General features: G+C 35.0%; 14 protein-coding genes. 12 read left to right on the forward strand and 2 right to left on the reverse strand.

The genetic code is table 11. The features are described 5' to 3' along the window. Positions 1-109: 109 nt before the first annotated feature. The 6 genes from ACYIAQ_RS06260 to ACYIAQ_RS06285 all read left to right on the forward strand — a co-directional run bounded on the left by ACYIAQ_RS06260 (position 110) and on the right by ACYIAQ_RS06285 (position 7,333). A complete protein-coding gene (locus ACYIAQ_RS06260) occupies positions 110-1,714 on the forward strand; it encodes an SLAP domain-containing protein (protein WP_483562992.1) in 1,605 nt (534 codons plus the stop codon). A gap of 122 nt (positions 1,715-1,836) precedes the next feature. After that, positions 1,837-3,195, forward strand: a complete 1,359-nt coding sequence (locus ACYIAQ_RS06265; protein WP_483562993.1) for a PTS sugar transporter subunit IIC — start codon at positions 1,837-1,839, stop codon at positions 3,193-3,195. Positions 3,196-3,211: 16 nt separating this feature from the next. After that, on the forward strand, positions 3,212-4,312 hold the full coding sequence (locus ACYIAQ_RS06270; RefSeq protein ID WP_483562994.1) for a DUF871 domain-containing protein: 1,101 nt from the start codon (positions 3,212-3,214) through the stop codon (positions 4,310-4,312). Positions 4,313-4,567: 255 nt separating this feature from the next. Beyond that, positions 4,568-5,041: a cysteine hydrolase family protein gene (locus ACYIAQ_RS06275; protein WP_483562995.1), complete on the forward strand. Its 474-nt coding sequence runs from the start codon at positions 4,568-4,570 to the stop codon at positions 5,039-5,041. 230 nt (positions 5,042-5,271) lie between these two features. After that, positions 5,272-6,168 carry an N-acetylmuramic acid 6-phosphate etherase gene (gene murQ, locus ACYIAQ_RS06280; RefSeq protein ID WP_483562996.1) on the forward strand — a complete coding sequence of 299 codons (897 nt, stop codon included), beginning with the start codon at positions 5,272-5,274 and terminating at the stop codon, positions 6,166-6,168. Positions 6,169-6,361: 193 nt separating this feature from the next. Continuing rightward, positions 6,362-7,333: a ribose-phosphate diphosphokinase gene (locus tag ACYIAQ_RS06285; protein ID WP_122018948.1), complete on the forward strand. Its 972-nt coding sequence runs from the start codon at positions 6,362-6,364 to the stop codon at positions 7,331-7,333. Between the two features lie 59 nt (positions 7,334-7,392). On the opposite strand, the gene ACYIAQ_RS06290 is transcribed toward ACYIAQ_RS06285, so the two are convergent. After that, a complete protein-coding gene (locus tag ACYIAQ_RS06290) occupies positions 7,393-8,751 on the reverse strand; it encodes an HD domain-containing protein (RefSeq protein WP_483562997.1) in 1,359 nt (452 codons plus the stop codon). Between the two features lie 244 nt (positions 8,752-8,995). Then, entirely contained in the window at positions 8,996-9,769 is a 774-nt protein-coding gene (locus ACYIAQ_RS06295) for a biotin--[acetyl-CoA-carboxylase] ligase (RefSeq protein WP_483562998.1), read from the reverse strand. Between the two features lie 332 nt (positions 9,770-10,101). Here ACYIAQ_RS06295 and ACYIAQ_RS06300 point away from each other — a divergent pair, with 332 nt between their 5' ends. From ACYIAQ_RS06300 to fabG, 6 genes are read left to right on the forward strand one after another with little or no spacing between them, the layout of a single operon-like run. Continuing rightward, positions 10,102-10,566, forward strand: a complete 465-nt coding sequence (locus ACYIAQ_RS06300; RefSeq protein WP_483562999.1) for a MarR family winged helix-turn-helix transcriptional regulator — start codon at positions 10,102-10,104, stop codon at positions 10,564-10,566. Positions 10,567-10,570: 4 nt separating this feature from the next. After that, positions 10,571-11,542 (forward strand): beta-ketoacyl-ACP synthase III, encoded by a 972-nt coding sequence (locus ACYIAQ_RS06305; RefSeq protein WP_483563000.1) that lies wholly within the window; start codon positions 10,571-10,573, stop codon positions 11,540-11,542. A 23-nt stretch (positions 11,543-11,565) separates the two neighbouring features. Continuing rightward, positions 11,566-11,814: an acyl carrier protein gene (gene acpP, locus ACYIAQ_RS06310; protein WP_483563001.1), complete on the forward strand. Its 249-nt coding sequence runs from the start codon at positions 11,566-11,568 to the stop codon at positions 11,812-11,814. A 3-nt stretch (positions 11,815-11,817) separates the two neighbouring features. Then, positions 11,818-12,780, forward strand: coding sequence for an enoyl-[acyl-carrier-protein] reductase FabK (fabK, locus tag ACYIAQ_RS06315; protein ID WP_483563002.1), 963 nt, complete (start codon positions 11,818-11,820; stop codon positions 12,778-12,780). Next, positions 12,777-13,706, forward strand: a complete 930-nt coding sequence (locus ACYIAQ_RS06320) for an ACP S-malonyltransferase (RefSeq protein WP_483563003.1) — start codon at positions 12,777-12,779, stop codon at positions 13,704-13,706. The genes fabK and ACYIAQ_RS06320 overlap by 4 nt, the downstream gene beginning before the upstream one ends. Then, positions 13,706-14,440 carry a 3-oxoacyl-[acyl-carrier-protein] reductase gene (fabG, locus tag ACYIAQ_RS06325; protein ID WP_483563004.1) on the forward strand — a complete coding sequence of 245 codons (735 nt, stop codon included), beginning with the start codon at positions 13,706-13,708 and terminating at the stop codon, positions 14,438-14,440. Before ACYIAQ_RS06320 ends, fabG begins: the two co-directional genes overlap by 1 nt. Positions 14,441-14,451 lie beyond the last annotated feature (11 nt).

The following is a 14,451-nucleotide window of genomic DNA, read 5'->3' on the forward strand; positions in this document are numbered from 1 at the left end:
ATCTGATTCTTAAGAAAAAGTAAGCTATTACAAACTTCATTTAAAAAAAGGTTGTATTAGTATACAATATTATATGATGAAATTTAAATTTTACGAGGTAGAGAAATAAATGAAATTAAGTCATAAATTAATAACTGTATCAACGGCTGCATTAATTGGGGTTAGTCCAATTTTAAGTGTAAGTCAAGTTGCTTTAGTCCAAGCTGCTAATAAGCCAGCCAAAACTAAGAAAAACTCGTCTAAAAAAGCAACCTCACAGCAAGGAAAAATCAAATTAAGTCGTAATGCTTATGTGTATGATAAAAATGGTAAGCGGTTAAAGACTTACATGGGCAGTTCTAAGAATACGGTAATTGCTAAAGGCTATACAGTTAAGTACAGTGCCAAAAAGACTATTAATAATAAAGAATATTATGATCTTGGTGGTGGTGCCTTTATCAAAGCAGCAAATGTTGGTTATGTTGATGGTAAAAAAGTTGACGGCAAAAAGGCCACAACTAAACCAACTCCAGCTTCAACTACTGCGAAGTTAAAGAGTAATGCTTACATTTACGATGCTAAAGGTAAAACTGCTAAAAAGAAGCTGAAGAAAGGTCAAGTTGTTACAGTTGATCAATTACTGTACATTGGTAGCAAATTATATTACAGAATTGGTGGACAAACTAACCAATTCATTAAAGCTGTAAATGTTGGCTCAACAACTGGTGCGAAATTAAAGCCAAGTAATAAGAAACCGTCAAAAAACGATAATGACCGGACACCTAGTGATAATCAGAATGATGCAACTGTTATTACCTTGAGTAAGAATGCTTATGTTTATGATGGTAAAGGTAATTCCGGTGATCAGCTAATTAAAAAGGGTCAAAAGGTTCAAGTTGATAAGTTGCAATATATTGATGGTAAGCTTTACTATCACATTAGTGATGCTAAATACCCAGGTGACGATCAATGGATTAAGAAAAGTAACGTTGGCGTCATAACAGGTAAGCAATTATCACCTTCAAATGAGAATAAACCAGAAGATAATCAAACTGGTACGATCGCAACGTTGGGTAACGATGCCAATGTTTATAACAATAAGGGTATTTTACAATCAACCAAAACATTTGCTAAAGGTCACACAGCTCGTGTAACTGAATTGCGTTACATTTGGGTTGAGAGTGAAAATAAAGCTGAATTATTCTACAAGTTACAAAGTGACAAGAATGGTTATCTGAAAGCAAGCGACATTAGCAGTATAAGTGGTGACAAGTTAGTTCCAGTGAATACAGAAGAAAGTGCTAAAGATGAAACTGTGATGGCAACTGCAACTGACAAAAAGCCATTACAAGATGCTTTAGCTGAAGTAGCTAGTGTTAGAAGCAGTGATGCTTACAAATTATCAGCTAAAACTTTGCGTGATGCATATGATAATGCAGTAACTTCTGGTACACAGGTTAATAATGCTAGTTCAACCATTGCAAATGTTAAGAATGAAATTAACAAGATTACCAAGGCTAAAGCTGCATTAAACGGTAAAAAGATAGTAGTTAATGATTTAAAGAATTTGACAATGGATGAAGCCAACCAGATTGTTCAAGTGGTAGCAACTGCAAATGGTGTAGCTGCAAGCACGGTTCAATTTAGTAATAATAATACTGTTTTAACTATTGTTGGTAGTAATGGTTTCCAGCAAACCTTAAATATTGCAGATTACGCTACTACAAACAAATAACTGACTAAAATTATATATATAAAGGTAGATAAAATGTTGATTTTATCTACCTTTTTTGTATATACCATTTAACGCTTACATAATTATGATATACTAACAAAGTAAAGAGTAGGAGGGAAATTATGAATGCTTTAATTAATTGGTTAAATAAACACGTTGTTCCAATTGCTGCTAAGATTGGTTCGATTCGCTGGTTAATTGCTTTACGTGATGCTTTTATTGCGATGATGCCATTGATGCTAGCAGGCTCAGTAGCAAATGTTATAAATTCTTTGGTTAGAGATTTACCAAATCAATTTGGCTGGACAAGCTTTGTTAATTCAATGCAATGGCTAATTGGAATTAATGCAATGGTTTGGACAGGCTCAACTGCTATTTTGGGGTTGTTATTTTCATTTACATTTGGTTACCAGTTATGTGTTCAATATAAGGTAGAACCAATTACGGGTGGACTAGTTACCTTAGGAACTTTCATTATGGGCTTACCCCAAAACTTTGTTTTGGTTTTGAAGAATACACTTTCTCAAGGTGATACGAAGGCTTTAACTGATGCGGGCGCCGTTATTACAGGTAAAAATGTAACTTCATGGGGTTATTTTAACTTTAGTAAATACTTTGGAGCAGCTGGTTTCTTTACAGTAATGATTATGGGTGCTATTTCGGTAACTATATATATCTGGTTGATGAAGAAAAATATCACAATAAAAATGCCTGATACAGTTCCGCCAGCAGTAGCTAAAGCTTTTACTGGAATTATTCCTGCAACTGCCGGTTTATATGTAGTTGGTATTATTAATTATCTATTTAGTCTTAACCAAACAACGGTAATTGACTTTATTTCTAAGACAATACAGGATCCATTAATGAAAGTTAGTCAAGGTTACTGGTCTGTTTTGCTAATAACATTCTTGGTCCAGTTATTCTGGTTCTTTGGTATTCATGGAAGTAACGTGTTGGCACCAGTTATTGAAAGTATTTGGACGACAGCTTTAATCGCTAACATGAATGCTGCCCATAAAGGACAAACTTTACCATATTTGTGGACAAGATCTGATTTTGATCTTTATGTGTGGATCGGTGGTGCTGGTTCTACATTACTATTAATTCTTGCAATTTTAGCTTTTTCAACACGTGAAGATCAGCGTGCAGTGGCTAAATTATCCTTAGTACCAGGAATTTTTAATATTAATGAACCAATAATGTTTGGAATGCCAATCGTCTTGGATCCAATCTATTTCATACCGTTTATAATTGCACCATTAATTATGGTTTCAACATCATATGCGGCATTGAGTTTGGGGTTAGTTTCACGAGTTAGAACGCAAATTGTTTGGTCGATGCCGCCTATTCTTAATGCATTTGTTGGTACAATGGATTGGCGATCAGTTGTTTTGCAACTAATCAACATGGTAATTGGTTTCTTGATTTATGTACCATTTGTTAAGGCTGCTAATAATGTCAAGCCTCAAACAGAAGCTTAATTAGGGAGTTATAACAATGAAACAATTAGGAATTTCACTTTATCCTGAGCAGAGTACCTTTGAACAAGATAAAACATATATAGATTTAGCTAAAAAATATGGTTACCAACGTATTTTTTCGTCACTTTTACAATTAAAGAGTGCTAGCGGTATTGATTTACTAGCCCGTCTTAAAGAAGATGTCACTTATGCTAATCAACTAGGATTTAAAACAATTGTTGATATCAACCCAGTTTTGTTTAAGGAATTAAAGATTGATTATCATGATTTGAAGTTTTTTCATGAACTAGGAGTTTGGGGGCTTCGTCTAGATGAAGGCTTCAGTGGTTTAGAAGAAGCAGCAATGACTCATAATCCTTATGGATTAAAAATAGAATTGAATATAAGTCGTGGTACCAATTATTTAGATAGTATCATGTCATATGATCCTGAAATTGATAATTTAATTGGTTGTCACAATTTTTATCCACAGGAATATACAGGGTTAAGTGAAGCTGTTTTTATAGAATATTCTCAAAAATATCGTGATTATGGCTTGCATACAGCTGCGTTTATTTCTTCAAAGCAAGCAAAATTTGGTCCTTGGCCAGTTCATGAAGGCTTGCCGACGATGGAAAGTGATCGAAAGAGAAATATTTTCAGTCAGGTAACTCATCTGCGTTTAAGTAAAATGATTGATGATATTATCATTGGTAATGCATTTGCTAGTGAAGAAGAATTAGCAAGTGCAGCAGAAGCTTTTAATAGTCCATTTCCGATGTTAGGGATTAAATTTGAACAGGATGTTCTACCAATTGAAAGAACAATCTGTTTGAAAAAGCCCCATTTGTATCGTGGAGATGCGTCAGAATATTTGTTGCGTGATACCGAGCCTAGAGTTGTTTATTCAGATAAAGAGGTTGCAGCACAAGCTGAAGTCAAAACAACTTTTGACTATGGTGATATTGTTGTTGTTAATGAGAAGTACCCTCGTTATAAAGGGGAAATGCAAGTTGTGTTGAAGCCATTTGAAAATGATGGTCGACGTAACTTGGTTGGTCGAATAATAGATGACGATTTAGATCTATTGGATGAAATTAATCCGTGGAGCACATTTATTTTACATGATGTTAATTAATGATTTAGGAGTCGCAAGATTGATCTTGCGACTCTTTTATTACTATGATTATAAATTAAAATAACATTTTGTATTAAATTAAAAATCATGTTGAAACTTTATTTGAGAGCGTTATAATAAAAGCAAATCTATGAATGTAATAACAGTAAGGAGTAAATGAGATGTAATAACAACTTATTTACCTATTGTGTTAAGCTAGTTATTTTAATTGACAAATTTTTTAAATAAATAATTTTAATAATTGAGAGGAAAACAATGTCAGGCGATAATTTACTGTTAGTAATGGATGTTCAAGAAAAGCCAATGCGATTTTTGAGTGGTAAGACCAAACTTATAAAGCGAATCAATCGGATTATTAAGCTATTTGAAGAAAAAAATGAACCTGTTTTTTATATTAAACAAGAAAATTGTGGCGCTCTTTGTTCACAATTAGAGGTTAAACAGACTTCACCAGTGTTTACCAAAAAAGATCAGGATGCATTCACCCAACCTAGTTTAGCTGAAAAGGTTCAGCAACTTCATCCGCAAAATTTGGTTGTAATTGGATTAATGAGCCATGCTTGTATTCAAGCTACAGTTAAAGATGCATTAGACCGTAATTATTCAGTAATTTTAATTGGCGATGCTCATGATTCACTAATTAAACCGATGCGTCATCATTATAATCAAGTATTAACGAAGCTAGGTGCCCATCGCTTGTCAACGGAAGAATTTTTACAAGTTGAATAATGAAAGTAAGTTATCGTTCAAAACAGATTGTTTAAAAGAATATTCTGTCTTTTAAAACAGTCTGTTTTTATATTATTGAGTAATTACAAGTTCACGTTGATTTGGCAATAAAAAATAACTAAGTGGTTACATAAAAGTTAGAAAGAGAGAGGAAATCTATGTTTGGGTTTGCTATGTAAATTTATCGGATAAGAGTAATAATTCAAACTAAGAAATAATAGTGTGAAGTTATGGAAATCAAAAATTTAATAACTGAAATGCAGAATAAGGCAACAACTCATATTGATATGATGTCAACTATCGAAATGGTCAAAATAATTAACCAAGAAGATCAAAAAGTTGCTCTTGCTGTCAGTACTCAGGAGCACAAAATAGCTTATGCTATCGATGAAGCTGCCAAACACTATTCACAAGGAGGTAGGTTAATCTATGTGGGTGCAGGTACAAGTGGACGGTTGGGAGTTCTAGATGCTGCAGAATTAGTACCTACATATGGTATTAAGCCTGAACGTGCAGTTGGCATAATTGCTGGAGGCAAACAAGCATTGTTTCAAGCCGTTGAAGGAGCAGAAGATTCTCCGAAACTGGGATATACCGATCTACGCAAAATAAACTTAAATAAGCGTGACACTGTATTAGGGCTCGCTGCTAGTGGTAGAACTCCATATGTGATAGGGTGTCTAGATTATGCCAATCAAGTTGGTGCATTAACCGTTTCTATTGCTTGTGTTTCGAATTCTAATATTAGTAAGCATGCTGAAATTGGAATTGAAGCAGTAGTTGGTCCTGAAGTAATCACTGGCTCAACAAGAATGAAAGCTGGTACGGCACAAAAAATGATTTTGAATATGATCTCAACTGGAGTGATGATTAAGCAAGGTAAGGTTTATCAAAATGTCATGATTAATGTGCAACCAACTAATCAAAAATTGCTTGACCGCGCATGTCGAATTATTAATGCAGTTACTGGGAGCACAACTAAGGATGCAGCAACAATTCTAGCACAAGCCGATAATAATGTTGCTTTAGCAATTGTAATGATTAAGACGGGTAAAGATAAAAAAGCGGCTGCTGAACTCTTAAATACTTGTCATGGTAATATTAGTCAAGTATTAAGAGAAGACTAACTTAATTTGTAATCTTATAAATTTTAGTTCAATATAAGAAAGTTTTAGACATATAAAATAAAATTGCTAATTTATCTTGTTTTAAAGGCTTGAATATAGCAGTGTAAAGTTGAATAATAAATACAGGAGTAACTTTTTCAAACAACTTTTGCTAAAATAATAAGTTGTTAACAAATATTATACGGAGGAAATTATGTCTTATAAAGACAATATGATGTTGTTTGCCCTTAATTCGAATTTGCCACTTGCTGAGAAAATAGCTGAACGCGTTGGGGTAGCGCTAAGTAAGTCAAGTGTTCAACGTTTTAGTGACGGTGAAATTCAAATTAATATTGATGAGTCGGTTCGAGGTAAGGACGTTTATTTAATTCAATCATTGAGTGTTCCTGTTAATGATAATCTCATGGAACTTTTGATCATGATTGATGCAGTTCGCCGTGCGAGTGCTCAGACAATTAATATTGTAATTCCATATTATGGCTATGCCCGTCAGGATCGTAAAACTAGACCACGTGAACCAATCACAGCTAAATTAGTAGCTGATATGCTTCAAGAAGCTGGTGCAACAAGAGTCTTGTCACTCGATTTGCATGCACCACAAATTCAAGGCTTTTTTGATATACCAGTAGATAATCTTATGGGTGCGCCTTTACTTGCAGACTACTTTTTGTGTAATCATTTGGAAAAAGATGCTGTTGTGGTTTCACCAGATCATGGTGGTGTAACTCGTGCTAGAAAATTGGCTGAATTTTTAGGTACTTCAATTGCGATTGTAGATAAACGGAGGCCACGAGCTAATGTTGCTGAGGTAATGAACATTATCGGTGATGTTAAAGGCAAACGGGCAATCATTATTGATGATATGATTGACACTGCGGGAACCATCACCTTGGCGGCACAAGCTTTAATTGATGCTGGTGCAACAGAAGTTTATGCTAGTGCTACTCATGCGGTCTTGTCAGGACCGGCAATTGAAAGATTAAACGCATCACCAATTAAAAATCTTGTATTAACCGATTCGATCAACCAACCAGAAGAAAAGAAATTGGATAAAACTTTGCTTGTATCAGTTGGTTCCTTGATGGGGGATGCCATTAAGTGTATTCAGAAGAATGAGCCACTTAGTCCATTGTTTAATACACGTTATCAAGAAAATAAGCATTAATATTTTTTAATTAGGTAAAGTAAAAAGAATCTGGGAGATAAGTTCCGGATTCTTTTTCTCTATTTCTTGGGTTTTCTTAAATAACGTAAGGTACCATTTTTAATGTAGCGTTGAAATTGCTGATATAACGGATCAAAAATTTGTGGTTCGGCACTATTTGACATCATGATTTTAGGAAAGAAAAAACGCTCATCGCCTTGTAAAGTTCCATTAAGTGCGCGAACAAGGGGGCTTAATTGTGATAGTTCAATTAATTGCCCATCATCTTGCATGATTTCAATTTGACTATTAGCGTTTTTACCAGTTGGCTTATAGGCGTCATATGGTTCATCAAAAGCCGAGTTAGTGTCTGTGTAATAGGTGGGATCAAATCCGGCTTGTTTAATCAAGTCTTTGAGCTTGGGAAGCAGGTTTTTGGTTTCAGCATCAATACATACGCTAGATAATGGCTTTCTGAATAAATAACGATTCGCAAGATCAGCTAAAATTGGATCAGTAGATTCAGTCCACATTGAAAAATTAGTTTCCATCACACCATCGTCAAGTTTAAGATAGTCATTTAATGACCAGTTATCTGCCAAGAAATTTGCTAACTCGGGCGTTACTTGTAGCACACCTTGTTGATATACTATTTTTGCTCTTTCAAGTAGATGTTGCAAAATAACTTCCATAGACCGACCCACACGGTGAAAGTAAACTTGTTGATACATCTGATAACGAGACACGATATAATCCTCTGCTGCATGCATTCCTGACATTGTAAAACAGATTCCACCACTATAAGGTCGGATTTCCTGCAAAATTCGTGATAGATCAAATTCGCCGTAAGTGACACCGGTAAAATAGGCATCGCGTTTTAAATAATCCATCCGGTCGGCATCAGCTTGACTGGAAATTAATTTTACAACTTGTGGATTAGGATAGGTTTTGGCAATTACACTTGCGACTAGTTCAGGAAAGTTAGGAGCAACTTGACGCAATACTTGGTTAACTTCGGTATGGGGATCAGTAATAATTTTTTGACCAATTTTCTCATGATCTGTTCCAAAAAGATGTTCAAAAGTGTGCGAGTATGGGCCGTGACCAATGTCATGAAGTAATCCGGCACATTCAACTAGTAAACGATTATTGTCATCCCAAAGTCCGTCACTAGGAGTTTTAGTGGGATATTTTTCGGCAAAAATGTTGCAAATTCGTCGTGTTAGTTCATAAACACCAGCATTGTGTTCAAACCTAGTATGTGTTGCTCCTGGAAAAACATAGGCAATCGGGCCAAGTTGCTTAATGCGACGCATGCGTTGGAATTCTTTAGTGGTCAATAGATCTAGGATCACTTGATCTTCAATATGAATGTAATCGTGAACGGGGTCACGTAAAACAACTTCTTTCGTTAATTTGTTACTTTTAAAATTTGGCATATCCATCCTCAGGTTTTGTATTTAAATCAATATTATAGTATATACATAGATTATAACAAAATTAATGAAAGAAAGTTAAAATGATAGAAATAGCAAATTATTGATTATTTTATAATCAGGGTTAATACTGTTCTTGTTGAACCACAAGAGTTTGGCTTTTATACAATTAGAATTATGTAAGTGGCATTAAGATGGATAAGTTATATTAGTTTAACTAAAATAGATCTGAAATTAATATGACTTTTCACCTAATTTTCGTAATTTCTCCAGCATTAAAAACGCGTACGCCACTTTCAGTTTGCAAGACTAAATTCGCCATTGGAGTTAAGTCTATAACTTTTCCGTAAATAATTTGCTTTCCTAATTGAATCATTACATTATTGTTTAATAAAGCTAAATGCTTTTTATACTTAGGTAAAAAATTGTTCTGAGTAAAATTGGGGCAAAAGTCTAAAAGCTTATGAACCAGATTAGCAATTAAGCTACAACTAATTGCTATACTAGGTTCTTTTTCTAATAAATTTGAGGCAAAAGGTAATTCTTGGTTTAAACCAGATTGAAATAGATTACAGCCAATGCCAATAATTGCAATCTGGGGTTGAGTACTTTCTACTAAAATGCCTGCTACTTTTTTATTATGATACAAAAGATCGTTTACCCATTTTAATTCTGTTTGTAATTGAAAAACATCCTTAATTGCTTCGTGTAATTGCCATGCAACTCCAGTTGTTAATAAACCTTGATTTTGCCAATTTAATTGTGGCACTTCAATAATTAATGATAGATAAATTCCGCCAGGTTTTGAGATAAACTGGCGATTTTTTTTACCATAACCAGCTGTTTGCATATCACTCCCAATTAAAAAAGGTAAGCAATATTTTTTCTCATTTAGCATATTTTTAGCGAAAAAATTGGTTGATGATAGACTAGTATACCATCTAATTTGTAAAGGTAGATCACCTAATAATTTTTTAAGTAATTTTTGCTTTTCAGAAACAGTTATTGGTTTTTGATTCATAAAGATTCACACAGTCATAAAAATAAAAACTTTGATAATCAAATCAATTTAAAAATGATATCTTACTTTATTTTTAATCATTTAATTAAAAAAGTCCATAATTAAACATATTAATGTTGACATTTGATGTTAAATACCATATTATACTTTCGTAATTTAGTTTGAGTATTAAAATAATTAAAGGGGGGATGTTAAGCAGCCAAAAGCAAATTTAAAGTAGCCTTAAAATTGAATACATCAGCTTTATCTTTTCAAATAACGTATAAATATAGATAATATTAGTAAGATTATTATTTATCAATACGTTAAGTACATAGTGAGAGGTGATGTTATTGGAAACAGATTTGAAGCGGATTAATAATCTGCTAACTAAAGTTTATACCGATATCATGAGAGTTGAAGAGCGTGAGCTACGCAAAAGTGATTTCAAGGATATCTCAATTAGAGAACTGCATGCGATTGATGTGATTTCAATGTATGATCATAAAACAAGTTCACAAGTTGCAAAAGAATTGATGGTTACGGCAGGTTCTGTAACGACAATGGTCAATAAATTGGTTCGTAAAGGATATGTTATCCGAATTAATGGTGAAGATGATCACCGAATTATTCGTTTGGGGTTGACTAATCGTGGCAGATTAGTTTACCGGGCACATGATTCTTTTCACCGGCACATGGTAAAGAAGTTTATTGAGGGATTTGATGATGAGCAGATTGCAATCATCGAACACGCCTTGCTAAACTTGCGTGCTTTTCTTGAATTTCCGCCAAGTATTAATAATAAAAAGGAGCATTAGCTGGATGGGTTTAAAAATTATGCAGACTGCTCATTATGTTCCACCCAAAGTGGTAACTAATGACAATTTAGCTGCTATGATGGATACTTCAGATGAGTGGATCTCGTCACGAACTCATATTAAGCAGCGTCATATTGCACAAAACGAGCAAACCTCTGATTTGGCCATTAAGGTAGCGAAAAGATTGCTACAAAAAGCCCACATTTCATCTGATCAACTAGATTTTATCATTGTAGCTACGATGTCACCGGATTATCTAACACCTTCAACTGCTGCAATTGTTCAGGGAAGAATACATGCTGATCATGCATTTGCATTTGATATTAATGTGGCGTGTTCAGGTTTTATTTATGCTTTATCAATTGCCGATAAACTATTAGCAGGATCATATCAGCGAGGAATTGTAATTGGAGCGGAAGTTTTATCAAAATTAGTTGATTGGCATGAACGCTCGACAGCTATCTTATTTGGTGATGGTTGCGGGGGTGTATTAGTTGAATCTAATAAGTTAATACATGGAGTAATGGCAGAAGACTTAACCTGTTTTGGCGAAAAAAGTCAAGTCTTAACTGCAGGATATAATCCACTAAATTCCCCATTCAATGATGATAAGACTAGTGTTCATCGAAAATACTTTGAAATGGATGGACGTGAAGTTTACCGTTTTGCGACGCATGAAGTTCCTAAGTCAATTAAGCGGGTTTTGGCAAAAGCAAATTGGAAGAGTGAGCAAGTAGATTGGTATCTACTGCATCAGGCAAATGGTCGGATTGTAACTACAATTGCGCAACGGTTAGAAGAAGATGAAACCAAGTTTTTAAGTAATGTTGCTAAGTTTGGTAATACGTCGGCGGCCAGTATTGCAATTTTGTTAGATGAAGCTGTTTCAACAGGAAAAATACAAACAGGTCAAAAATTAATTTTAAGTGGCTTTGGTGGCGGATTAACCGTAGCAAGTATTGCGCTTATTTTTTAAGATACAACAAAGGAAAAATAGTAATGTCAGAACAAGAAATATTTAATAAAGTAAAACAAATTATCGTTGATCAAACGGGTGAAGATGATGAAATGGTTACGCCAGACGCTAACATTAAAGATGATCTGAATGCCGACAGTTTAGATGTTTTTGAAGTAATTAATGAGTTAGAAGATGAATTTGACATTAAGATTGAGAATGAAGAAGGAATCAAAACTGTACAAGATTTAGTTGACTTTGTAAAGAAGCAACTTGCAGCGAAAGAGGATTAAATAATGAAATTAAGCCCATTAATGAAAGATTTGGGTCTTAAATACCCAATTTTTCAAGGTGGAATGGCATGGGTTGCTGATGGAAAATTAGCAGCAGCAGTTTCAAACGCGGGTGGTCTAGGAATTATTGGTGCAGGTAATGCTCCAGGTGAAATTGTTGAAGCAGAAATCAATATTGCGAAGTCGCTTACACCAAAAGCATTTGGCGTGAATGTGATGTTACTATCACCATATGCTGCTGATGTGGTCAATGTAATTTTGGCCAATAAGGATAGTATTGCTGTTGTAACAACTGGTGCAGGTAACCCTTCTAAATATATTAAACAATTTAAGGATGCCAATATTAAGGTAATTCCTGTGGTTGGTTCGGTTGCCCTTGCTAGAATGATGGAGCGTGTTGGTGCGGATGCTGTTGTGGCCGAAGGTATGGAATCTGGTGGTCACATTGGCAAATTAACAACGATGGCTTTAGTGCCACAAGTGGTTGATAACGTTGATATTCCGGTAATTGCCGCTGGCGGAATAGGTGACGGTCGTGGAATGGCTGCAACTTTTATGCTGGGAGCACAAGGAATTCAGATGGGAACTCGGTTTTTAGTTGCAACGGAATCTAAAATTCATCCGAATTACAAACAAGCTGTTATTCGTGCAAAGGACGCTAGTACAACAGTCACTGGTGACTTTGCAGGACACCCTTCCCGGGTTTTAAAAAACAAAATGGCCAAAAAGTATCTTGAATTAGAAAAAGAAGAAGCACTAAAGGCTCAACCCGATTTTGCTAAGCTGGAGCAAATGGGTAGTGGTAGTTTACAACGTGCTGTTTTAAACGGAGACAAAGATACAGGTTCTTTTATGGCTGGTGAAATTGCTGGAATGGTCAAAAAAGAACAGCCGGCTGCTGAAATTTTAGCTGAGGTTTATACAGAGGCTGATAAGCTATTAAATGGTGAGCGGTTAAGTAAATGATCGGTCTATTATTTAGTGGTCAAGGTGCCCAGAAAACTGGTCTTACCCAAGATATGTATGATTTTTTGCCAAATTATCGAAAAACAATTGATACAGCAGCAACCAAGTTGAATTTAGATTTACCAGCACTATTATTTGACGAAAGTAAACAAACCGAATTAGCCCAAACCAAGTATGCCCAACCGGCAATAATGACGATTAGTTATGGAATATATCAAATTTTGCAAGAAAATATAGCTTTTACAAAATTCGGTTTAGGCCTAAGCTTGGGTGAATATAGTGCATTAGCAGCTAGTAATTATCTTACTTTTGAATCGGCTTTACACTTAATCAAAAAGCGTGGCGAGTTGATGCAAATAGTAAGTGAGCAGACACCAAGTGCAATGATAGCAGTAATGAAAAGTTCACAATCTGATGTTCAAACTATTATTGAACAAGTTAAGTGCTATGGACAGATTAGTATTGCAAATATTAATCTACCCAATCAAATAGTTGTTGGTGGCGAAATGGCCGCAGTTAATGTTGCTCAAGAGCATTTAACCGCAAAGGGAATGCATGTAATACCGTTGAAAGTTAGTGGGGCTTTTCATACACCATTAATGCAACCAGTTCAAGCGGAGTTACAAGAAAAGTTAAGTAAAGTTGCGTGGCGTCAGGGACAATTTCCTGTTTACAGCACAACCACCCAAAAAGTATTTACCCCTTCCAATTTGACTAGCAATTTGACTAATCAATTGGTTTCAACAACTTATTTTGCTAAAACACTTTCTGAGCATACTGAAAATTTGCATGCGGTAGTTGAAATTGGTCCTGGTCGAACATTGATATCCTTTGCACGCAAAATGATTGCTGGCATCAAAACTTATCGCACAGACAGCCTGGACGAGTTGCAAAAAACGGTTTCTGCATTGGAGAAGATTGACTAATGGAATTAAAAGATAAGGTTGTATTAGTAACAGGTAGTTCACAGGGAATTGGATTAGAAATTGCAAAAGCTTTCGCTACTTATAAGACTAAAATTGTTTTAAATGCACGTCATAAAGTGGGCTCATCAATATTAAAAGAGTTTGAGACAATGGGTGTCGATGTTATTGACGTTAGTGCCGATGTGTCTGAACCAGAATCAGTTAAGAATATGATTACAAAAATTTTAGATTGTTTTGGTCAAATTGATGTAGTTGTAAACAATGCTGGAATTACAAGAGACGGTTTATTAAATCGAATGACTGAGGAAGATTTTGAAAGCGTAATTAATACAAATTTGTTTGGGACATATAACGTTATACGACAAGCTTTACGTCCAATGTATAAAAAGCGAAGTGGATGTTTTATTAATATGGCAAGTATCGTAGGCATGACTGGGAATGTTGGCCAGGCTAATTATGCTGCCAGTAAAGCGGGAATTATTGGGCTAACAAAATCAGTAGCAAAAGAAGTTGCAATGCGTAATTTACGTTGTAATGCAATTGCTCCGGGAATGATTGCTACTCAAATGACTCAGAGTTTAAGTAATAAAATTCAAGACCAGCTTGTATCGCGAATCCCTCTTAAGCGGCTAGGTGATCCAAAAGAAGTGGCTAACACTGCGGTTTTTTTAGCACAAAATGAATATATTACTGGTCAAACGATCGTGGTTGATGGCGGTTTAGCAATTCAATAAGGAGAAGGGCA

It is taken from the genome of Lactobacillus sp. X-49 (genome assembly GCF_057063645.1).